The organism is Streptomyces sp. V4I2 (genome assembly GCF_030817655.1).
Classification (GTDB): Bacteria; Actinomycetota; Actinomycetes; order Streptomycetales; family Streptomycetaceae; genus Streptomyces; species Streptomyces plumbiresistens.
Genome location: NZ_JAUSZM010000003.1, coordinates 8753307 through 8774375, shown reverse-complemented (window position 1 = coordinate 8774375; position 21069 = coordinate 8753307). Strand labels below are relative to the sequence as shown.

At 70.9% G+C, this 21069-nt stretch carries 17 protein-coding genes; 14 read left to right on the top strand and 3 right to left on the bottom strand.

Annotation, left to right across the window (positions count from 1 at the left end):
- Position 1: 1 nt before the first annotated feature.
- The 5 genes from QFZ76_RS41025 to QFZ76_RS41005 all read left to right on the top strand — a co-directional run bounded on the left by QFZ76_RS41025 (position 2) and on the right by QFZ76_RS41005 (position 5664).
- The gene (locus QFZ76_RS41025; protein ID WP_307678423.1) at positions 2-1360 is read left to right on the top strand and encodes an MFS transporter; all 1359 of its coding nucleotides are present in this window, start codon (positions 2-4) and stop codon (positions 1358-1360) included.
- Positions 1357-2745: a S9 family peptidase gene (locus tag QFZ76_RS41020; protein ID WP_307678422.1), complete on the top strand. Its 1389-nt coding sequence runs from the start codon at positions 1357-1359 to the stop codon at positions 2743-2745. Before QFZ76_RS41025 ends, QFZ76_RS41020 begins: the two co-directional genes overlap by 4 nt.
- Positions 2742-3500, top strand: a complete 759-nt coding sequence (locus QFZ76_RS41015; protein ID WP_307678421.1) for an IclR family transcriptional regulator — start codon at positions 2742-2744, stop codon at positions 3498-3500. Before QFZ76_RS41020 ends, QFZ76_RS41015 begins: the two co-directional genes overlap by 4 nt.
- A gap of 215 nt (positions 3501-3715) precedes the next feature.
- Entirely contained in the window at positions 3716-4099 is a 384-nt protein-coding gene (locus QFZ76_RS41010) for a hypothetical protein (RefSeq protein ID WP_307678420.1), read from the top strand.
- A 164-nt stretch (positions 4100-4263) separates the two neighbouring features.
- Positions 4264-5664 carry a glycoside hydrolase family 16 protein gene (locus tag QFZ76_RS41005; RefSeq protein WP_307678419.1) on the top strand — a complete coding sequence of 467 codons (1401 nt, stop codon included), beginning with the start codon at positions 4264-4266 and terminating at the stop codon, positions 5662-5664.
- A 103-nt stretch (positions 5665-5767) separates the two neighbouring features.
- Here the strand turns inward: QFZ76_RS41005 and QFZ76_RS41000 are convergent, their stop codons facing one another.
- Positions 5768-6688 carry an AraC family transcriptional regulator gene (locus tag QFZ76_RS41000; protein WP_307678418.1) on the bottom strand — a complete coding sequence of 307 codons (921 nt, stop codon included), beginning with the start codon at positions 6686-6688 and terminating at the stop codon, positions 5768-5770.
- A 169-nt stretch (positions 6689-6857) separates the two neighbouring features.
- On the opposite strand from QFZ76_RS41000, the gene tkt reads away from it, so the two are divergent.
- The 8 genes from tkt (at position 6858) to QFZ76_RS40960 (ending at position 17400) form a co-directional block, all read left to right on the top strand.
- Positions 6858-8951 carry a transketolase gene (gene tkt / locus QFZ76_RS40995; RefSeq protein ID WP_307678417.1) on the top strand — a complete coding sequence of 698 codons (2094 nt, stop codon included), beginning with the start codon at positions 6858-6860 and terminating at the stop codon, positions 8949-8951.
- 19 nt (positions 8952-8970) lie between these two features.
- A complete protein-coding gene (tal, locus tag QFZ76_RS40990; protein WP_307678416.1) occupies positions 8971-10116 on the top strand; it encodes a transaldolase in 1146 nt (381 codons plus the stop codon).
- A complete protein-coding gene (gene zwf / locus QFZ76_RS40985) occupies positions 10113-11750 on the top strand; it encodes a glucose-6-phosphate dehydrogenase (RefSeq protein WP_307678415.1) in 1638 nt (545 codons plus the stop codon). The genes tal and zwf overlap by 4 nt, the downstream gene beginning before the upstream one ends.
- Complete coding sequence (gene opcA / locus QFZ76_RS40980) at positions 11747-12682, top strand: glucose-6-phosphate dehydrogenase assembly protein OpcA (protein ID WP_307678414.1); 936 nt, start codon at positions 11747-11749, stop codon at positions 12680-12682. Before zwf ends, opcA begins: the two co-directional genes overlap by 4 nt.
- On the top strand, positions 12675-14351 hold the full coding sequence (gene pgi, locus QFZ76_RS40975; protein WP_307678413.1) for a glucose-6-phosphate isomerase: 1677 nt from the start codon (positions 12675-12677) through the stop codon (positions 14349-14351). The genes opcA and pgi overlap by 8 nt, the downstream gene beginning before the upstream one ends.
- A 10-nt stretch (positions 14352-14361) precedes the next feature.
- On the top strand, positions 14362-15243 hold the full coding sequence (gene gnd / locus QFZ76_RS40970) for a phosphogluconate dehydrogenase (NAD(+)-dependent, decarboxylating) (protein WP_307680280.1): 882 nt from the start codon (positions 14362-14364) through the stop codon (positions 15241-15243).
- A gap of 7 nt (positions 15244-15250) precedes the next feature.
- Positions 15251-15838, top strand: a complete 588-nt coding sequence (locus QFZ76_RS40965; protein ID WP_307678412.1) for a histidine phosphatase family protein — start codon at positions 15251-15253, stop codon at positions 15836-15838.
- A 98-nt stretch (positions 15839-15936) separates the two neighbouring features.
- Positions 15937-17400, top strand: a complete 1464-nt coding sequence (locus tag QFZ76_RS40960) for a membrane-associated oxidoreductase (protein ID WP_307678411.1) — start codon at positions 15937-15939, stop codon at positions 17398-17400.
- Here the strand turns inward: QFZ76_RS40960 and QFZ76_RS40955 are convergent.
- Positions 17387-19183, bottom strand: a complete 1797-nt coding sequence (locus tag QFZ76_RS40955; protein WP_307678410.1) for a bifunctional sugar phosphate isomerase/epimerase/4-hydroxyphenylpyruvate dioxygenase family protein — start codon at positions 19181-19183, stop codon at positions 17387-17389. The two genes, QFZ76_RS40960 and QFZ76_RS40955, sit on opposite strands and share 14 nt — an antisense overlap.
- Positions 19184-19215: 32 nt before the next feature.
- Positions 19216-20094, bottom strand: a complete 879-nt coding sequence (locus QFZ76_RS40950) for a shikimate dehydrogenase (protein ID WP_307680279.1) — start codon at positions 20092-20094, stop codon at positions 19216-19218.
- 168 nt (positions 20095-20262) lie between these two features.
- Between QFZ76_RS40950 and QFZ76_RS40945 the strand changes: the two genes are divergently transcribed.
- On the top strand, positions 20263-20928 hold the full coding sequence (locus QFZ76_RS40945) for a TetR/AcrR family transcriptional regulator (protein WP_307678409.1): 666 nt from the start codon (positions 20263-20265) through the stop codon (positions 20926-20928).
- The last annotated feature ends 141 nt before the right edge of the window (positions 20929-21069 follow it).

Below are 21069 nucleotides of genomic sequence, written 5' to 3'. Positions count from 1 at the left end.
CGTGCAGCCACCCCGCACGTCCGCCCGTCAACCATCCCCGGATCAGCGGCAGTTGCGCCGCGTCGCCCTGTCCGGCCTGCTCGGCACGGCAGTGGAGTTCTACGACTTCCTCGTCTACGGCACGGTCGCCGCACTGGTCTTCGGCGACCTGTTCTTCCCCGGCGCCGACCCCGCGGTCGGCACCATCGCGGCCTTCGGCACCTTCGCCGCGGGCTATGTGGCCCGCCCGCTCGGCGGCATCATTTTCGGCCACTTCGGCGACCGCCTCGGCCGCAAGTCGATGATGCTGCTGACCATGGCCCTGATGGGCTGCGGCAGTTTCCTGATCGGCGTGCTGCCGACCTACGACATGATCGGCGTCTGGGCCCCCGTCCTCCTCGTCACCCTGCGCGTCGTGCAGGGTCTCGCGATCGGCGGCGAGTGGGGCGGCGCGACCCTGATGGTCGTCGAGCACGCCGAGCGCGTGCAGGGCTCCCGGCGCGGCCTGTGGTCCAGCTTCACTCAGCTCGGCGCCCCGCTCGGCTCCGTGCTCTCGGCCGGCGTGGTCACGCTGGTCTCCGCCCTCCCCGACGACGACTTCCGCTCCTGGGGCTGGCGGGTGCCGTTCCTGCTGAGCATCCTGCTGCTGGCCGTCGGCATGTTCGTCCGCCTCAAGGTCGCCGAGAGCCCGCTGTTCGCCGAGGTGAAGCGCGAGCCGTCGGCGAAACCCCCGGTCGTGGAGGTGCTGCGGCGACCGAAGCCGGTCCTGCTGGCCGCCTGTGTCGGCATCGGCGCGTTCACCGCCCAGTCGCTGCTGACGGGATTCATGATTTCGTATGCGGTCGACCACGGGTACAGCCGCCCGCAGGTGCTCACCGCCGTGACCGTCGCCTCCTGTGTCGCCCTGCTGGGGCTGCCCGCCGCGTCCGCGCTGTCCGACCGGGTCGGCCGCCGCCCGGTGGTCCTGGCCGGCGCCGTCACCTCGGCCGCCCTCGCCTTCCCGGTACTGGCGCTGGTCGACTCCGGCTCCCCCGGGCTGCTGATCCTCGCCCTCGTCCTCGGCCACGGCATCGCCCAGTCCACGATGTACGGCCCGCTCGGCGCCCTGCTCACCGAGATGTTCGGCACCCGCGTCCGCTACACCGGCGCCTCCCTCGGCTACCAGGCGGCCACCCTGGTCGGCGCCGGGTTCTCGCCGCTGATCGCGAGCAGCCTGCTGGCCTCGAACGGCGGCGGCAGCACGCCCGTCTCGCTGCTGCTGTGCGGCGGCGCGGCGATCACCGCGCTCACCGTCTGGCGGATGCGCGAGACCCACACCGACACCCTCGACCCGTCCCCGTCCCGCACCACCACCCCCACACCGGAAGGTGCCCCCCGATGAGAACCCGCACCCCCATCGCCTTACTGACCCTCGCCCTGTGCGCGACGACCGCCCTGCCCGCGCAGGCGCAGACCCCGACGGACACCCACATCGAAGGCCGACTCCCTTCGGGCGCGGCCTACTTGATGGACGTACCCGCCGACTGGAACGGCACGGTCCTCCTCTTCAGCCACGGCTACCGCCCCGCCGGCTCGCCCAACCCCGGCCAGAACTCGCCCGATTCGGACTCCGGCGGGCCCACGACCGCCCACCTCCTGGCCGAGGGCTACGCCCTCATCGGCTCCTCGTACGCGACGAACGGCTGGGCCGTCACCGACGCGGTGCCCGACCAGCTCGCCACGCTGGACCTGTTCACGCAGAAGTTCGGACCGGCCCGGCGGACAATCGCCTGGGGCAGGTCCTACGGCGGCCTCGTGACGACGGCCCTGGCCGAGCGGCACGCCGACCGCTTCGACGGATCGCTGTCGATGTGCGGGCTCGTGCAGGGCGGCGTCGCCAACTGGAACAGCACCCTGGATCCGGTGTTCGCGCTGAAGACCCTGCTCGCGCCGGACGCCGACATCCCGCTCGCCGGGTTCGCCGACCAGGCGTCCGCGGTCGAGGCGTCGAAGGCCCTCACCGCGAAGGTGGCCTCGGCCCAGCAGACGCCGGCGGGCCGCGCCCGGATCGCCCTGGCCGCCGCCCTGCACAACATCCCCGGCCACAACGACCCCGCACAGACCAAGCCCGGCCCGGCCGACTGGGACGGGCAGCAGGCCAACCAGTACGCGGCCGTCACCGGTCTCCTGACCAGGCCCGCCTTCGCCTGGCGGCAGGAGGCGGAGAGTCGCGCCGGCGGCAACCCGTCCTGGAACACCGGCGTCGACTACACCGCCATGCTCGGGCGCTCCCCGCTGTACAAGGAGGTGACGGAACTCTACAAGGAGGCGGGCGTGTCGCTGCGGAACGACCTCACGGCCCTCGCCCGCTCGCCGCGCGTCTCCGCCGACCCCGCCGCCGTACGCTGGATGCGACAGACCAGCAGCTTCACGGGCCGGCTCACCGATCCCCAGCTGAACATCCACACCACCGGCGACGCGCTGATCCCCGTACAGTCCGAGAGCGCCTACCGGCGGGCCGCCACCGCCGCCGGCGCGGGCCCGCTGCTCAGCCAGGCCTACGTCGACGGCCCCGGCCACTGCACCTTCACCACCGGCGAGATGGTCGGCGCCCTGCACACCCTGGAGCACCGACTGGACACCGGCCGCTGGGACACCTCGCCCGCCACCCTCAACTCCCGCGCCCAGCAGGAGGATCCGACCACCCCGGGCCGTTACCTCGCGTACCGGCCGACCGCCTACCCCCGCCCCTACGACCTCGCCCATCCCGGAGACGCCCGGCCATGACCACCCGCTCCGCGCCCGACCGGCTGCTGTCCGTCCTCGCCGCGTTCGACCACGAACACCCGGCGCTGAGCCTGACGGACATCAGCCGGCGGGCCGGGCTGACCCTGACCACCGCGCACCGGCTCGTCGGCGCGCTGACCGCGTGGGGCGCCCTGGAGCGCGACGAGTCCGGCACGTACCACGTCGGCCTGCGCCTGTGGGAGGTCGCGGCGCTCGCACCCCGCGCCCTCGCACTGCGGCAGGTCGCGCTGCCGTACCTGGAGGACCTGTACGAAGCCACGCACGAGAACGTGCAGTTGGCGGTGCGCGACGGGTCCGAGGTCGTCTACATCGAGTGGATCTCGGGGCGCTCCGCGGTCGGCGTCCACATCCGCGTCGGAGCCCGCTGGCCCCTGCACGTCACCGGCGTCGGCCTCGCCCTGCTGGCGTACGGCGATCCGGACCTCCAGGAGGAGTACTGCGCCCGCCCGCTCGCCGCCTACACCCCGTACACGATCACCGACCCGAACCGGCTGCGCCGCGTCCTGGCCGAAGTACGCCGCTCGGGCGTCGCGGTGAGCGACCGCCAGGTCACCGAGGACGCCCTCTCGGTGGCCGCGCCGGTACGCGGGCCGGACGGGACACTGGTCGCGGCCGTGTCGGTCGTCGTCCCCCAGGAGGGTGCTCAGGTACCGGCCCTGATCCCGGCGGTGCGGCTGGCGGCGCGGGGGATATCGCGGGCGCTGGGGTGGCAGCCGGAGGGGAGCCGGCCGTAGGCGGTGTCACCGGTCCCGAGGCCCGCCCGGGACTGGTCGGCTGGTCGGCTGGTCGGCAACTGCTCTCCGAGGTGACGACGCACACCTGACGCGCTCCGACGCCCGTATGCGATCTTCAGCGGAATCTCAGACAGCCGTCCGCCCTTTCACAGGGTCGTCCAAGGTACGAGGCGCACGATGCACCCGCAAAGGTGGATATCTCAGGAAGGTGTGCCGTGGGCGTCCCGCACATGTCGAACCGGTCCGAGCGGCAGTCGCGGGGGTGGTCCCGGCGCGGGCTGCTCGGCGTGCTCGGAGCGGTGCCCGCCGCGGCCGTCCTGACCGGGTGCGGTGGCGGCTCGGCAGACGCCTCGGAGGCAGCGACGGCGACGGCCTCCGCGCAAGCCGCCACGAAGAGGGCGGTCATCGCCGTCACCCCCGCCGTCGGCACCAAGAAGGCCGACTTCACCAGCCCCGTCGAGGTGACCGTGACCGACGGCGCGCTCTCCGCCGTGCGGGTCACCGGCAACTACGGCGCCGCGCTGACCGGCGCCTTCGACGAATCCCGGACGAGAAGGCCGGCCGCGCGCTTTAGCACATTCATGTCTTCATCGGGTTAACTCACCTGGGGCAGAAGGACTTTCACTGTTACACCTCTTGACGGCCGGAGTGGCCGGGAGCACATTGGGCGCACTTTGAGAGCGCTCTCAGAGCAGTCTCAGGGCGGTCTCCAAGTGTCTTCACGGCACCCGCGCACTCCCTTCCGTACCCGAGAGGCACCCCCATGAGTGATTCCTCCGGCATACCCCGCAGACGGCGCCCGTTCCGGCGGGCGGTCGTCGCCGTCGTCAGCACGCTGGGCCTCGCGGCGGCCGCGGCCACGGTCGCCTCCCCGTCCGCGAACGCCGACGCGCCCACGCCCCCCTCAGGCTGGTCGCAGGTCTTCCTCGACGACTTCACCGGTGCCGCGGGCACCGGCGTCAACACCTCCAACTGGCAGTACGCGACCGGCACTTCGTATCCGGGCGGCCCCGCCAACTGGGGCACCGGCGAGGTCGAGACGATGACGAACAGCACCAGCAACGTCTCGCTCGACGGCAACGGCAACCTGCGCATCACCCCGCTGCGCAACGCGGCCGGCAACTGGACCTCGGGCCGCATCGAGACCAACCGCACCGACTTCCAGCCCCCGTCGGGCGGCAAGCTGCGCGTCGAGGCCCGCATCCAGATGCCGAACGTCACCGGCACCGCCGCGGAGGGCTACTGGCCCGCGTTCTGGATGCTGGGCGCGCCCTACCGGGGCAACTACCAGAACTGGCCGAGCGTCGGCGAGCTGGACATCATGGAGAACGTCCAGGGCCGCAACACCGTGTGGGCGACGATGCACTGCGGCACCAACCCGGGCGGCCCGTGCAACGAGACCACTGGCCTCGGCGGCTCGACCGCGTGTCCGGGCACCACCTGCCAGTCCGGCTTCCACACCTACACCATGGAGTGGGACCGCTCGGCGAGCCCGGAAGCCATCCGCTTCTCCGTCGACGGCGTCAACTTCCATACGGTCAACGCCAACCAGGTCGACGCGACGACCTGGTCCAACGCCACCAACCACGGCTTCTTCATCATCCTGAACGTGGCGATGGGCGGGGCCTTCCCCGACGCGTTCGGCGGCGGCCTGGACGGCGACACCCGCTCCGGCGTCCCCATGGTCGTGGACTACGTCCAGGTGCTGTCGGCCGCCGACGGCGGTTCCACCACTCCCCCGCCGGCCGGCAACCGTGACGCCTACGGCACCATCCAGGCCGAGTCCTTCGACAGCCAGTCCGGCGCCGGCACCGAGACCACCTCCGACACCGGCGGCGGTCAGAACCTCGCCTCCCTCGCCAACGGCGACTGGGCGCTCTACCGGGGCGTCACCTTCGGCTCCGCGGCGGCCACCCAGTTCGTCGCCCGGGTGGCCGGCGGCGCGGGGAGCGGCGTCAGCGGTCTGGTCGAGGTCCGCCTGGACAGCCGTACCAGCGCACCCGTCGGCAGCTTCTCGCTGGCCAACACGGGTGGTTGGCAGTCCTGGCGGACGGTCCCGGCCAACATGAGTTCGGTCACCGGCACCCACGACGTCTACCTCACCTTCACGAGCGGCCAGCCGGCGGACTTCGTGAACGTGAACTGGTTCACCTTCGGCCGCTGACCCGCGGCCCGCTTCCCCCAACGGGGCTCCACGCGCGCGTGGAGCCCCGTTGTCGTGCCGGAAGTGCCGGAAGTGCGGATGTGCCGCACGCGCGCCCGACGGGTCAGCGCAACTCCGCCCGGAACGCCGCCGGTGTCATCTCCGTGTGCTGGTGGAAGAACTTGGAGAAGTTCGCCGCGTCCGGAAAACCGACCGCCGCCCCGACCCGGCCGATCGGCAGGTCCGTGTGGGCCAGCAGCCGCTTGGCCTCCAGGATCACGCGCTTGTCGATGAAGCCCTTGGGGGTCTGGCCGGTGGCGGCGCGGACCGCGCGGACCAGGGTGCGGCGGGAGTAGCCGAGGGTGTCGGCGTAGGCGCTGACGCTGTGGTTGGTGGCGAAGCCCTTCTCGACGGCGTCCCGGAAGAGGGTGAAGGTGGTGTCCGACTGGTGTCTGGCCGCCTCCGCCGAGCTCGCCGCCAGGTGGGCGAGGCGGAGCAGGAACGCCGTGAGCGAGTGGCGCAGCACCGAGGTGTGCAGGCTCAGCGGGAGGGTGCCGGAGTCCTCGTACTCGCGCTGGAGCTGGGCGAGGGCGGCCCGGAGCGCGGCGAGCTGGAGCTCGTCGGGGTGCAGCAGGGGCGGCAGGTCGTAGCGGTACAGCCCGGTGGCCTCGACGACCGCGCGGGGCAGGAAGCCGGGCTGCATGGTCAGGACGGTTCCGCGGTACTCGCAGGTCGACGAGAAGCGGTGGACCTGCCCGGGGCGGATCCACAGCAGGTCGCCGGCCGTCGCCTCGTACTCGGCGAAGTCGATCATGTGGCGTACGGGACCGCCGCCGAAGAGCATCACCACGTGGAAGTCGATGCGGTGCACGCGTTCCAGCGGCGCGTCCGCGTGCCAGGTGCGGCCGGTGCCCATCGGGCCGACCTGCATGCCGACACCGCCGACGCTCAGTTCGACCGGGAAGGGGAACGTTCTGATCCCGTCCATTCCGCCGTCGCTGTCTCCGCCTTGGATGTCTCCGCCTTGCATGGTTCTGTCCGCCATGTCCTTCTCGCGCCGCCTCGGTCGCAGACTCTGCCGCCCTGTGCCGCCTGGGGGCGTGTCCCACTTTCACCACAGGCTGACACACCGCGACCTTCCCCCGTAAAAGTCAGACTTTTAAGTTTGAACGCGTCAGACCAGCTACTTCGCTCCGATCGAGGACTTCTTGAAGATGAGCACGCAGACACCGGACAGCTTGGAATGGACCGAACTCGACCGGCGTGCCGTCGACACCGCCCGTGTTCTTGCGGCCGATGCCGTGCAGCGGGTCGGGAACGGGCACCCGGGCACCGCGATGAGCCTGGCCCCGGCGGCGTACACGATCTTTCAGAAGGTGATGCGTCACGATCCGGCCGACCCGGAGTGGACGGGCCGTGACCGCTTCGTTCTGTCCCCCGGGCACACCTCGCTCACCCTCTACACGCAGCTCTTCCTCTCCGGGTACGAGCTGGAGCTGGACGACCTGAAGGCGTTCAGGACCCACGGTTCGAAGACGCCCGGCCACCCCGAGTACGGTCACACGGCCGGCGTCGAGACCACCACCGGTCCGCTCGGGCAGGGTGTCGCCAACGCGGTGGGCATGGCGATGGCCGCCCGCTACGAGCGCGGCCTGTTCGACCCGGAGGCGCCGGAGGGCGAGTCGCCCTTCGACCACACCATCTGGGCGATCGTCTCCGACGGCGACCTGGAGGAGGGCATCTCCGCCGAGGCCTCCTCCCTGGCCGGCCACCAGAAGCTCGGCAACCTGGTCTTCGTCTACGACGACAACCACATCTCCATCGAGGGCGACACGGCGACCGCGTTCTCCGAGGACGTGCTGAAGCGGTACGAGGCGTACGGCTGGCACGTGCAGCGGATCGAGCCCGGCACCGACGGCGACATCGACGTGCACGCCCTGTACGCGGCCCTCACGTCCGCCAAGGCCGAGACCGGGCGGCCCTCGATCATCGCGATGCGCACGATCATCGCCTGGCCCGCGCCGAACGCGCGGAACACCGAGGCCGCGCACGGCTCCGCGCTCGGCGAGGACGAGGTCGCCGCCACCAAGCGGGTCCTGGGCTTCGACGCGTCGCGCTCCTTCGAGGTGGCGGACGAGGTGCTCGCCCACGCCCGCCGGGCCCTGGACCGGGGCGCCGAGGCGCACGCGGCCTGGGACAAGCGGATCGGCAAGTGGCGCGGCGCCAACCCCGAGCGCGCCAGGCTCTTCGACCGGGTCGTGGCGGGTCAGCTGCCCGAGGGCTGGGAGGACGCCCTGCCGGTCTTCGAGGAGGGCAGGTCCGTCGCGACCCGCGCCGCCTCCGGCAAGGTGCTGCAGTCGCTCGGCGCGGTGCTCCCCGAGCTGTGGGGCGGCTCCGCCGACCTGGCCGGCTCGAACAACACCACCATCGACAAGACGAGCTCCTTCCTGCCGAAGGGCAATCCGCTGCCGGAGGCCGACCCGTACGGCCGCACGATCCACTTCGGCATCCGCGAGCACTCCATGGCCGCGGAGATGAACGGCATCGCCCTGCACGGCAACACCCGTGTCTACGGCGGCACCTTCCTGGTGTTCTCCGACTACATGCGCAACGCCGTCCGCCTCTCCGCGCTGATGCAGCTGCCCGTGACGTACGTCTGGACGCACGACTCCATCGGCCTCGGCGAGGACGGCCCCACCCACCAGCCGGTGGAGCACCTCGCGTCCCTGCGCGCCATCCCGGGCCTGAACATCGTCCGGCCCGCCGACGCCAACGAGACCGCGATCGCCTGGGCCGAGATCCTCAAGCGGCACGCCGTCAACCCGGCCCCGCACGGCCTCGCCCTCACCCGCCAGGGCGTGCCGACGTACGCGCCGAACCCGGATGCGGCTCGTGGCGGTTACGTACTGAAGGAATCCTCCACCGGGACCCCGGACGTCGTCCTGATCGCCACCGGCTCCGAGGTGCAGCTCGCCGTCGCCGCGCGGGAGCAGCTGGAGGCCGAGGGGGTCGGCACCCGGGTGGTGTCGATGCCGTCCGTGGAGTGGTTCGAGGAGCAGCCGCGGGAGTACCGCGAGAGCGTGCTTCCGCCGTCGGTGAAGGCCCGCGTTGCGGTCGAGGCCGGGATCGGTCTGACGTGGTACCGGTTCGTGGGTGACGCAGGACGCATCGTCTCCCTCGAGCACTTCGGCGCTTCCGCCGACGCCAAGATCCTGTTCGCCGAGTACGGCTTCACCGCCGAGAACGTCGCCGCCGCCGCCAGGGCTGTACTTAATTCAACGACGGGCCTCGCTGCCGCCCGCGGTTGATCCGATCGCCAGAAAGAAGATGATCAAAGTGACCGAAGGAACCGCGCCCGCGGGAGCACTCAAGCGCCTGTCCGACGAGGGCGTCTCCATCTGGCTGGACGACTTGTCGCGCAGGCGGATCGAATCCGGCAACCTCGCCGAACTCGTCGAGACGAAGCACGTGGTGGGCGTCACCACGAATCCGTCCATCTTCCAGGCCGCCATCGGCTCGGGAGAGGGCTACGAGGAGCAGCTGGGCGACCTCGCCGTGCGGGGCGTCACGGTGGACGAGGCCGTCCGCATGATGACGACCGCCGACGTGCGTGCAGCCGCCGATATCCTGCATTCTGTATACACATCTAGCGGCGGTCGTGACGGCCGGGTCTCCATCGAGGTCGACCCGCGGCTCGCCCACGACACGACGGCGACCATCGCCGAGGCCAGGCAGCTCTCCTGGCTGGTGGACCGCCCGAACGTCATGATCAAGATCCCGGCGACCAAGGCGGGCCTGCCGGCCATCACCGAGGTCATCGGCGCCGGCATCAGCGTCAACGTCACGCTGATCTTCTCCCTGGAGCGCTACCGCGAGGTCATGGACGCCTACCTCGCGGGCTTGGAGAAGGCCCAGGCGAAGGGCCTGGACCTCTCCCGGATCCACTCCGTCGCCTCCTTCTTCGTCTCCCGGGTCGACTCCGAGATCGACAAGCGGCTGACGGTCCTCGGCACGGACGAGGCCCTCGCCCTGAAGGGGAAGGCGGCGCTGGCGAACGCCCGGCTCGCCTACGAGGCGTACGAGAGCGCCTTCGCCGGTGAGCGCTGGACGGCTCTGGCCGGCGCCAAGGCCAACAAGCAGCGCCCGCTGTGGGCGTCGACCGGTGTGAAGGATCCTGCATACAAGGACACGCTGTACGTCGACGATCTGGTCGCGCCGGGCACGGTCAACACGATGCCCGAGGCCACGCTGAACGCCACCGCCGACCGCGGCCGGATCACCGGCGACACCGTCACCGGCGGCTACGCGCAGGCCCGCGCCGACCTGGCCGCGGTGGAGAAGCTCGGGATCTCCTACGACGAGGTCGTGCAGCAGCTGGAGGACGAGGGCGTCGCCAAGTTCGCGGTGGCCTGGCAGGACCTGCTGGACGCCGTGACGAAGTCTCTGAACAGCAAGGGAGTTGACGGGGAATGAGCGAGGAGCTTCCCGAAACGACGGCTCCGGAAACAGCGGAGACCGAGGAGACCGGGCCGGAGGCGACCAAGCCGGAGGCGACCCTCCCGGTCGTCCCGGTCCTCCCCGCGGCCGACTGGTCCAACCCGCTGCGCCATCCGCAGGACCGGCGCCTGCCCCGGATCGCGGGCCCGTCCGGTCTCGTCATCTTCGGTGTCACCGGCGACCTGTCCCGCAAGAAGCTGATGCCGGCCGTCTACGACCTGGCCAACCGCGGCATGCTCCCGCCGGGCTTCTCGCTGGTCGGCTTCGCCCGGCGCGACTGGGAGGACCAGGACTTCGCGCAGGTCGTGCACGACTCGGTGCGCGAGCACGCCCGGACCCCGTTCCGCGAGGAGGTCTGGCAGCAGCTCGCCGAGGGCATGCGGTTCATTCCGGGCGACTTCGACGACGACACGGCGTTCAAGCAACTACGCTCCGCCGTCGACGAGTTGGACGCCTCGCGCGGGACCGGCGGCAACTACGCCTTCTATCTCTCCGTACCGCCGAAGTTCTTCCCGAAGGTCGTGCGGCAGCTGAAGAAGCACGGTCTGGCGAACGCCCCCGAGGGCTCCTGGCGGCGCGCGGTCATCGAGAAGCCGTTCGGGCGGGACCTGAAGAGCGCGCGGGAGCTGAACGCGCTCGTGCACGACGTGTTCGAGCCGGACCAGGTCTTCCGCATCGACCACTACCTCGGCAAGGAGACCGTCCAGAACATCCTGGCGCTCCGCTTCGCCAACCAGATGTACGAGCCGATCTGGAACCGGTCGTACGTCGACCACGTACAGATCACGATGGCCGAGGACATCGGCATCGGCGGCCGGGCCGGCTACTACGACGGCATCGGCGCCGCCCGTGACGTCATCCAGAACCACCTCCTGCAGCTGATGGCGCTGACCGCCATGGAGGAGCCGGCGGCCTTCGACGCCGAGTCGCTGCTCATGGAGAAGCTGAAGGTGCTCAAGGCCGTGAAGCTGCCGGAGGACATCGGCGCCCACACGGTGCGCGGGCAGTACGCGCAGGCCTGGCAGGGCGGCGAGCGGGTGCGCGGCTACCTGGACGAGGACGGCACCGACCCGTCCTCCACGACGGACACCTACGCCGCGATCAAGCTGAACGTCGACAACCGCAGGTGGGCGGGCGTCCCCTTCTACCTGCGCACCGGCAAGCGCCTCGGCCGCCGCGTCACCGAGATCGCGGTGGTCTTCCAGCGGGCCCCGCACTCGCCCTTCGACTCCACTGCCACCGAGGAGCTGGGCCAGAACGCGATCGTCATCCGCGTCCAGCCCGACGAGGGCATGACGGTCCGGTTCGGGTCGAAGGTGCCCGGCACCTCGATGGAGATCCGGGACGTCACGATGGACTTCGCGTACGGCGAGTCGTTCACGGAGTCCAGCCCGGAGGCGTACGAGCGGCTCATCCTGGATGTCCTCCTGGGAGACGCCAACCTGTTCCCCCGTCACCAGGAAGTGGAAGAGTCCTGGAAGATCCTCGACCCGATCGAGGAGCACTGGGCGAACCACGGCAGGCCGGCGCAGTACGCGTCGGGCAGCTGGGGACCCGAGGAAGCCGACGAGATGCTCGCACGAGACGGACGGAGCTGGCGCAGGCCATGAAGATCGACCTGACCGACACCACGGCAAGCAAGATCAACAAGGCGTTGGTGCAGGGTCGCCGCGCCATCGGCACCCCTGCCGTGGGCATGGTCCTGACGATGGTGATCGTCACGGACGAGGAGAACGCCTACGACGCGATCAAGGCGGCCGAGGAGGCCTCGCACGAGCACCCCTCGCGCACCCTGGTCGTCATCAAGCGGCACGCCCGCACCCCGCGCGACCGCACCAACTCCCACCTCGACGCCGAGGTGCGGGTGGGCGCCGACGCGGGCACCGGCGAGACGGTCATCCTCAGGACGTACGGCGAGGTGTCCGACCACGCCGACTCCGTCGTGCTGCCGCTGCTGCTGCCGGACGCGCCGGTCGTGGTGTGGTGGCCGGTGGACGCGCCGGAGAACCCGGCGAAGGACCCGCTGGGCGCGCTCGCCCAGCGCCGGATCACCGACCTGTACGCGGTGGAGAACCCGCTCCAGGTGCTGGACTCCCGGATCCGCACCTACGCGCCCGGCGACACCGACCTCGCCTGGACCCGGCTCACCCCGTGGCGTTCGATGCTGGCCGCGGCCCTGGACCAGGCCCGCGTGAAGGTGATCTCGGCGGCCGTGGAGGCCGAGGAGGAGAACCCCGCGGCCGAGCTGCTGGCCCGCTGGCTGGAGGCCCGCCTCGGCGTCACGGTCGACCGGGTCGTCACCGCCGGACCGGTGGTCACGGCCGTGCGCCTGGGCACCGAGAACGGCGAGATCGTCATCGACCGCCCCGAGGGCCCGCTGGCCACGCTGTCCCTGCCGGGGCAGCCCTCGCGCACCCTCGCGCTGAAGGTCCGCACCACCTCCGAACTCATCGCCGAGGAGCTCAGGCGCCTCGACGCGGACGAGATGTACGCCGTCGCCCTGCGGGGCGAGGCCACCGAGGAGATCCCCGCACATGTCTGACTCCCCCGCCGGCTCCCCTGCCGGCTCCCCCAGCCTCACCCGGCGACCCCAGTGGGCGGCCCTGGAGGACCACCGCGCCCAGTGGCACCCGCAGCTGCGTGAGCTGTTCGCGACGGACCCCGGGCGCGCGGAACGGTACGTCGTGCGCGTCGGCGACCTGCGCATCGACTACTCCAAGCACCTGATCACCGACGAGACCCTCGCCCTGCTCCAGGAACTCGCCGCCGCCACCGACGTGTTCGGGCTGCGCGACGCCATGGTCGACGGTGAGCGGATCAACATCACCGAGGACCGCGCCGTCATGCACACCGCGCTGCGGGCGCCCGCGAACGCGGTGATCGAGGTCGACGGCGAGAACGTCGTCCCCAAGGTCCACGCGGTCCTCGACCAGATGACCTCCTTCGCCAACCGGGTGCGCTCCGGCGAGTGGACCGGCCACACCGGCAGGCGGATCAGGAACGTCGTCAACATCGGCATCGGCGGCTCGGACCTGGGCCCGGCGATGGCGTACGAGGCCCTGCGGGCGTACACCGCACGGGACCTGACCTTCCGCTTCGTGTCGAACGTGGACGGTGCCGACCTCCACGAGGCCGTCCGCGACCTGGATCCGGCCGAGACCCTGTTCATCGTCGCGTCCAAGACGTTCACCACCATCGAGACCATCACCAACGCCACTTCGGCCCGCTCCTGGCTGCTGCACGGCCCCGGCGGCCTCGGCGAGGACAAGGCCGTCGCGAAGCACTTCGTCGCCCTGTCGACGAACGCGGAGAAGGTCACCGAGTTCGGCATCGACCCGGACAACATGTTCCAGTTCTGGGACTGGGTCGGCGGCCGCTACTCGTTCGACTCGGCGATCGGCCTGTCGCTGATGATCGCCATCGGCCCGGACCACTTCCTGGAGATGCTCGACGGTTTCCGGATCGTCGACGAGCACTTCCGCAACGAGCCCGCCGAGGACAACGCCCCGCTGATCCTGGGCCTGTTGGGCGTCTGGTACGGCAACTTCTTCGACGCCCAGTCGCACGCGGTCCTGCCGTACAGCCACTATCTGTCGAAGTTCACCGCGTACCTGCAGCAGCTCGACATGGAGTCCAACGGCAAGTCGGTGGACCGTGACGGCAACCCGGTGGAGTGGCAGACCGGCCCCGTGGTGTGGGGCACGCCCGGCACCAACGGGCAGCACGCCTACTACCAGTTGATCCACCAGGGCACCAAGCTCATCCCGGCCGACCTGATCGGCTTCGCCCGCCCGGTGGGCGAGCTGAGCGACGAACTCAGGGCGCAGCACGACCTGTTGATGGCCAACCTGTTCGCGCAGGGCCAGGCGCTCGCCTTCGGCAAGACCGCGGACGAGGTCCGCGCGGAGGGCGTGGCCGAACACCAGGTCGCGCACCGCACGTTCAAGGGCAACCACCCCACGACGACGATCCTGGCGAAGGAACTCACGCCGTCCGTCCTCGGCCAGCTGATCGCCCTCTACGAGCACAAGGTGTTCGTCCAGGGCGCGATCTGGAACATCGACTCCTTCGACCAGTGGGGCGTCGAGCTCGGCAAGGTCCTCGCCAAGCGCGTCGAGCCCGCCCTCACCGAAGGCGCCGACGTGCCCGGTCTCGACCCCTCCACCGCCGCCCTCGTGGCCACCTACCGTGAACTGAAGGAAGTGCACTGACATGGCAACGATGCAGTTGGGCCTCATCGGCCTCGGCAAGATGGGCGGCAACATGCGCGAGCGGATCCGCCGCGCCGGCCACACCGTCATCGGCTACGACCGCAACCCCGAACTCTCCGACGTGAGCGGCCTGGCCGAACTGGTCGACAAGCTCGAAGCCCCGCGCACGGTGTGGGTGATGGTCCCGGCCGGCGCCCCCACCCAGTCCGTCGTCGACGAGCTCGGCGACCTCCTCTCCCCCGGCGACACCGTCGTGGACGGCGGCAACTCCCGCTGGACCGACGACGAGCAGCACGCCGCCGAACTCGGCGCCAAGGGCATCGGCTTCGTCGACGCGGGCGTCTCCGGCGGGGTGTGGGGCCTGAAGAACGGCTACGCCCTGATGGTCGGCGGCGACAAGGAGCACGTCGACCGGCTGCGGCCGATCTTCGACGCCCTCAAGCCGGAAGGGCCGTCCGGATTCGTCCACGCGGGCAAGGTCGGCGCCGGGCACTTCTCCAAGATGGTCCACAACGGTATCGAGTACGCCATGATGCAGGCGTACGCCGAGGGCTGGGAGCTCCTGGAGGCGGTGGACTCGGTCACCGACGTGCGCGAGGTCTTCCGCTCCTGGCAGGAGGGCACCGTCATCCGCTCCTGGCTGCTCGATCTGGCCGTCAACGCCCTCGACGAGGACGAGCACCTGCACAAGCTGCGCGGGTACGCGGAGGACTCCGGCGAGGGCCGCTGGACCGTCGAGGCCGCCATCGACAACGCGGTGCCGCTGCCGGCGATCACGGCGTCGTTGTTCGCCCGGTTCGCGTCCCGCCAGGACGACTCCCCGCAGATGAAGATGGTCGCGGCACTGCGCAACCAGTTCGGCGGCCACGCCGTCGAGTCGGCGAAGGAGTAGTCCGGCCGTGGGGGATCTTCTTCTGGTCCGCCACGGTGAGACGGAGTGGAGCGTGTCGGGCCAGCACACCAGCTGGACCGACCTGCCCCTCACCCAGCACGGTGAGGAACAGGCCAAGTTGCTCGCTCCGCTCCTCTCGTCGCGGACCTTCGCTCTCACCCTGGCCAGCCCGTTCGGCCGCGCGATACGCACCGCCGAACTGGCGGGCCTCACCCGGGTCGTGTCCGACCCCGACCTGCACGAGTGGGACTACGGCGGCTACGAGGGCGTCACCACCGTGGACATCCACCGCACCCGGCCCGACTGGTATCTGTGGACCGACGGCGTGCCGCCCGGCCCGGACGGGCATCCCGGCGAGTCGCCCGCCGAGGTGGGACTGCGTGCCGACCGGGTGCTCGCCCGCGTGGACACCGCCCTGCCCGACGGCGACGTCATCCTCGTGGCGCACGCCCACTTCCTGCGGGTGCTGACGGCACGCCGGCTGGGACTGGATCCCGCGGACGGTCGACTGTTCCAACTGGCGACGGCGACATTCAGTCGACTGTCCACAGAACACGGTCGACCGGTGATCGCGGAGTGGAACACCAGGCCGTAGGCACGCCTACGCATCCGTACTCGCGTTCGCAGGACCGCGCCTGTCGACCGGCCAGGGCCGGTTGACAGGTCAGGGGGAGCCCGTCAGAGTCGCGGCTGATGGAGATCGACAACTTGACGCCGGCCGAACTGCGGCTGTGGCGGGCCTTCCCCCGGGGCGAGGCCGTGGACTTCCGCACCGCGGAGGACGAGGACACCGGGCAGGGTGCCGACTGGGGGCCCGAACGGACCGTCCGGGCGGCCGTGTTGCGGGCACTGCTGCTCAACGGACCGCAGGAGGACGGGGAGATACCCGCACTCAAACTGGCGGGCGCGCGCATCACCGGCCTGCTCAACCTGCAGTACGGCACGATCGACCAAGCCGTACGGCTGAGCCACTGCTCTTTCCAGGACGCCCCCGTCCTGTACGGGGCCCGGCTCCGCCAGCTGAACCTGAGCGGGTCCGTGCTGCCGGGGCTGACCGCCGCCACCCTGCACGTGGAGGGCGTCCTGCGGTTGACCGACTGCCGTCTGCGCGGGCCGGTGCGGCTCGGCGGAGCACAGATCTCCGGAGCGCTGTTCATGGACCGGGCGCAGATCACCGCGCCGGACAGCGCGGAACCGGCGCTCCAGCTCAACCACGTGACCATCGGCGACGACCTGTGGGCACCCGGCCTTCAAGTGGAGGGGGAATTCCGCCTCAACGGTGGCTCGGTCGCCGGCTCGGTCAACCTCACCGACGCACGGCTCAGCCGACCCGGGGAGGTCGCCCTGGACGCGCAGATCCTCGGTGTGGAGGGCGACTTGCACCTGCGGCGCGTGCACACGGCCGGCTGGATCGGCCTGCGCGGCGCCCGGGTCGGGGGCCGACTCGACCTGTCGTACGCCCGTCTGTCGAACCCGGGCGATGCCGCGCTGCGGGCCGGCAGCTGCACCATCGGGGAGCTCTGGCTGCGCAGGAGCCCGCCCATGGAGGGCTTTCTCAATCTCCGCCGCGCCCAGATCGACGTCCTGTTTCTGGAGCCGGAGGCGGTGCCGGACAGGGTGCTCCTCAACGGCCTCGTCTACACCACCCTCACCCCGCACGAGAGCGCAGAACGCCGCCTGCCCATGCTGAGCCGGGAGGGCGAGGGCTATCTGCCCCACACCTACGAGCAGTTGACGGCCGCCTACCTCCGCGTCGGCGACGACCACGCGGCTCGCGTCGTCCAGCTCGCCAAACTTCGCAGACACCGCCGTACCCTTCCCTGGTACGGCCGAGTCTGGGGCCATCTCCAGGAAGCGACCGTCGGCTACGGTTTCCGCCCCCTGCTCGCCGGCGTGTGGCTCCTCTCGCTCCTCGCGATCGGCTCGGTCGCGTACGCGCTGCACCACCCGCGCCCGCTGAAGCCGTCCGAGGCCCCCGACTTCAACCCGCTGTTCTACACGCTCGACCTGCTGCTGCCGGTGATCTCCTTCGGTCAGGAAGGCGCCTTCGCGCCGGAGGGCGGATACCAGACGCTGTCGTACGCCCTGGTGATCGCCGGCTGGATCCTGGCCACGACGGTCTTCGCCGGCGTGACCCGGACCGTCAGCCGCCAGTGAGCCGCCGCGCCGCGTGCTGGGCGGCCAGGCGGACGGGGGCGTTCTGGGCGCCGTAGCCGCGGTAGCCGCCGTCGCGCTGGACCAGTTCGAAGAAGACGCGGCCGATGGTGGGCGTGTAGCAGTGGCGGAACTCGCCGTGCGCGTCCCGGTCGTAGAGGATGCCGAGTTCGCGGTAGGTCTCCAGCTCGCCGTCGGCGAACTCGTACCGGGCCGCCAGGTCGTCGTAGTAGTTGGCGGGGATCGGCAGCAGCCGGCCGCCGGCCTCGGCGAAGCGGCGGGCCGCGGCGACGACGTCGTCGGTGGCCAGCGCGATGTGCTGGGCGTGGACGGTGTCGTCGGTGGGGGCCGCGCCGACGGTCAGGGCGATCCGGACGCTGCCGTCGTCGGTGGTGACGGCGCGGCTGCGCAGCAGCCCGTAGGGGTCGGCGACGTCGACGCTCTCCTGCGCGTGCAGGCCGAGCACGCTGCGGTGGAAGAGGGCCGCCTCGTCGAAGTGGTGCCAGGGCTGGGTGAGCGCGAGGTGGTCGATGCGGGCCGCGTGTCCGGGTGCCGGCGCCTGAGCGAGGTTCTCGAAGTCGGCCCGCCAGTTGGGGAGTTCGGGGCGGTCCGTCGCGCAGAAGAACAGCTCCGTGCCGTCGGGGGCGAGCACCGCGTCCAGTTGCGCGTCCTCCGGGGCGCGGCGGCGGGGCAGCACGGGGGCCAGCAGGGCCTCGGCGCGGCGGGCGGCGGCCCCCGGATCCGGTGACTCCAGCCCGATCGCGGCGAGCCCGGTGCCGTCACGGCGTACGGCGGTCCCGGTGTTGACCAGGAGTCGGGCCTCGCCCTGCTGCCACAGGTCGACGGGCTTGCTGCGGTGCCGTGCGGTGCGGGCGAAACCCAGCGCGCCGAGCACCGCCGAGAGCGGTTCGGCGTCGGGTGTCACCAGTTCGGCGAAGGCGATGCCCGTCGGGGCGACCGAGGCTGGCGGTGCGGCGATACCGACCGTCTCCTGGAGGACGAGGAGGGAACGCCGGGCGTCCACGGCGGTGGGACCGGCCTCGGCCTGGCGGAAGACGTCGTTGAAGATCTCCAGGGAGAGCGGACCGTCGTATCCCGTATGCAGAACACTGCGGACGAGCCCGGCGACGTCGAAGCCGCCCTGTCCCGGGAAGCAGCGGTAGTGGCGGCTCCACTGCAGGACGTCCATCGCGAGCAGCGGGGCGTCGGCCAGCTGGAGGAAGAAGATCTTCTCGCCGGGGATGTCCTCGATGGCCTTGGGGTCCGAACCCCGGGAGAGGATGTGGAAGCTGTCCAGGCAGGTGCCGAGCGCCGGGTGGCCGGCGGTCTCGACGATGTGCCAGGCGTGGTCGTAGGTGCTGACGTGCCGTCCCCAGGCGAGCGCCTCGTAGGCGACCCGGATGCCGAAGTCCTGCGCCAGGTCGGCCAGTCGGCCCAGCTGTTCGGCGGCGAGGGCGTCGTCGTCCACGGCGAGCGGGGAGACGCTGGAGCAGACGAGGACCGTGTCGGCGCCGAGCCTGTCCATCAGCTCGAACTTGTGCCGGGCGCGGCGCAGGTTGCGGGCGAACTCGTCCTCGGGCACGGCCTCGATGTCCCGCATCGGCTGGTAGAGGTCGATGGTGAGGCCGAGGTCGGCGCAGCGGGCGCGGATCTCCTCGGGGGTGAGAGGGCTGGCGAGCAGGTCGTTCTCGAAGATCTCCACGCCGTCGAAGCCGGCCCGGGAGGCGGCCGTGAGCTTCTCGGTGAGGGATCCGCTGAGGGAGACGGTGGCGATGGACGTACGCATGTCGGTACCTCTGCCTTTCGAGTCGCCCGGTACTACTTCGGTGCCGGTACGGCGCCGGCCAGCTCCGCGATGTCCGCGAGCATCCGCGCGCTGTCGGGTTCCCGGCCGGTGAACAGGCGGAACGCGTCCGCGGCCTGGAAAACGGCCATGCCGCCGCCGTCGAGCGTGGCGCAGCCGAGCGCGCGGGCGGTGCCCAGCAGCTCGGTCTCCAGGGGGCGGTAGACCACCTCGGCCACCCACAGGCCGGGGTGCAGGAGTGCGGCGGGGAAGGGCAGGCCGGGGTGGGCGGCCATGCCGGTGGGGGTGGCGTGGACCAGGCCGTCGGCCCGGGCGAGCAGCTCCGCCAGCCGGCCGGGAGTGGCGGCGAGCGCCCGCCCCTCGCCGAAGTGGCGGTTCAGGGAGTCGGCGAGGGCCGCCGCCCGCTCGGGCATCGCGTCCACGACCGTGACCCGCTCGGCGCCGAGGGTGAGCATGGCGTGCGCGACGGCCGCGCCCGCACCGCCCGCGCCCAGCTGCACGACCCGCTCCAGCGGTGCGTCGGGCAGACCGCGCGCGAAGGAGGCGGCGAAGCCGGTGACGTCGGTGTTGTGGCCGACGGCCCGGCCGTCCTCCTCGAAGACGACGGTGTTGACCGCGCCCAGCGCCTCGGCCTGCGGGGCGAGGGCGTCCAGGTGCCGGATGACCTGCTGCTTGCAGGGGTGCGTGATGTTGAGCCCGTCGAAGCCCAGCTCCCGGGCCGCCCGGACCAGGTCGCCCACCGCCTCGGGCGGGACCCCGAGGGTGTCGATGTCGATGAGCCGGTACACATAGCGCAGACCCTGACGGTCGGCCTCCCGCTCGTGCAGCGCGGGACTGAGCGAGGGCCCGATACCGGAACCGATCAGACCGACGAGATACGAGTCCTTGGGCACCACGCGGGACCTCCTGAGCGGCTCACTCGAACACTAATGTACGAACTAGTACGTTAGCTATATCAGCATCCCTGGTCCACGGGAAGCCCTCGGGCGAGGCCCGGGATCCTGCGCGGCGCCCCTCCTTCTACAATCTGCGGCACTGACCCGTAAGCCCGAAGGAAGTCGATGACCAGCGTCGAAGAACCGGCACGACCAGGCGGGCGCATCCGTGACGCCGTCCGCACCCAGGCCGAGATTCTCGACGTGGCGACCCAGGAGTTCGCCCGGGCAGGCTTCGCCGGGGCCCGCGTGGACGAGATCGCGGCCCGCACCCGCACCACCAAGCGGATGATCTACTACTACTTCGGCGGCAAGGAACAGCTGTTCACGGCCGTGCTCGAGCGGGCGTACGCCGTGATCCGCGAGGCCGAGCAGGGGCTCGACGTCGAACACCTGGACCCGGTCGCCGCCATCCGGCGCCTGGCGGAGGTCACCTTCGACCACCACGAGCAGCACCCCGACTTCATCCGCCTGGTGAGCATCGAGAACATCCACGAGGCCGTGCACATCGCCGCCTCCGAGAAGCTCGGCAAGATCAGCTCGCCGGCGCTCGACGTGATCCGCCGGATCCTGGAACAGGGGCAGAAGTCGGGGCTGTTCACGGCCGACGTGGACGCCGTCGACCTGCACGCGATGATCAGCGCGTTCTGCTTCTTCCGGGTCGCCAACCGGCACACCTTCGGCGCCCTGTTCGGCCGCGACCTGATCGATCCCGCCCAGCGCGAGCACTACCGCGCGATGCTCGGCGACATGGTGATCGCCTACCTGACGGCGGAGCGCGCCGCGGACTGAGGGCGGAGGGGAAGCGCCTGAACAGGAAGGTCCTTCCGTAGATCCTTCCGTACGGCCTCTTGACACGCGGGAAACGTCGGCGCAACATCCCACCCACCGCCACTAACTATCCAGTGGGTTAATTAGCCGAAGATCCGGCCC

What these genes read in the sequence shown, in the direction of transcription:
- QFZ76_RS41020 (WP_307678422.1), top strand. Translation starts at nt 1,357, where the DNA reads ATGAGAACCCGCACCCCCATCGCCTTACTGACCCTCGCCCTGTGCGCG.
- QFZ76_RS41015 (WP_307678421.1), top strand. Translation starts at nt 2,742, where the DNA reads ATGACCACCCGCTCCGCGCCCGACCGGCTGCTGTCCGTCCTCGCCGCG.
- QFZ76_RS41005 (WP_307678419.1), top strand. Translation starts at nt 4,264, where the DNA reads ATGAGTGATTCCTCCGGCATACCCCGCAGACGGCGCCCGTTCCGGCGG.
- QFZ76_RS41000 (WP_307678418.1), bottom strand. Translation starts at nt 6,688, where the DNA reads ATGGCGGACAGAACCATGCAAGGCGGAGACATCCAAGGCGGAGACAGC.
- tkt (WP_307678417.1), top strand. Translation starts at nt 6,858, where the DNA reads ATGAGCACGCAGACACCGGACAGCTTGGAATGGACCGAACTCGACCGG.
- tal (WP_307678416.1), top strand. Translation starts at nt 8,971, where the DNA reads ATGATCAAAGTGACCGAAGGAACCGCGCCCGCGGGAGCACTCAAGCGC.
- zwf (WP_307678415.1), top strand. Translation starts at nt 10,113, where the DNA reads ATGAGCGAGGAGCTTCCCGAAACGACGGCTCCGGAAACAGCGGAGACC.
- opcA (WP_307678414.1), top strand. Translation starts at nt 11,747, where the DNA reads ATGAAGATCGACCTGACCGACACCACGGCAAGCAAGATCAACAAGGCG.
- pgi (WP_307678413.1), top strand. Translation starts at nt 12,675, where the DNA reads ATGTCTGACTCCCCCGCCGGCTCCCCTGCCGGCTCCCCCAGCCTCACC.
- gnd (WP_307680280.1), top strand. Translation starts at nt 14,362, where the DNA reads ATGCAGTTGGGCCTCATCGGCCTCGGCAAGATGGGCGGCAACATGCGC.
- QFZ76_RS40960 (WP_307678411.1), top strand. Translation starts at nt 15,937, where the DNA reads ATGGAGATCGACAACTTGACGCCGGCCGAACTGCGGCTGTGGCGGGCC.
- QFZ76_RS40955 (WP_307678410.1), bottom strand. Translation starts at nt 19,183, where the DNA reads ATGCGTACGTCCATCGCCACCGTCTCCCTCAGCGGATCCCTCACCGAG.
- QFZ76_RS40945 (WP_307678409.1), top strand. Translation starts at nt 20,263, where the DNA reads ATGACCAGCGTCGAAGAACCGGCACGACCAGGCGGGCGCATCCGTGAC.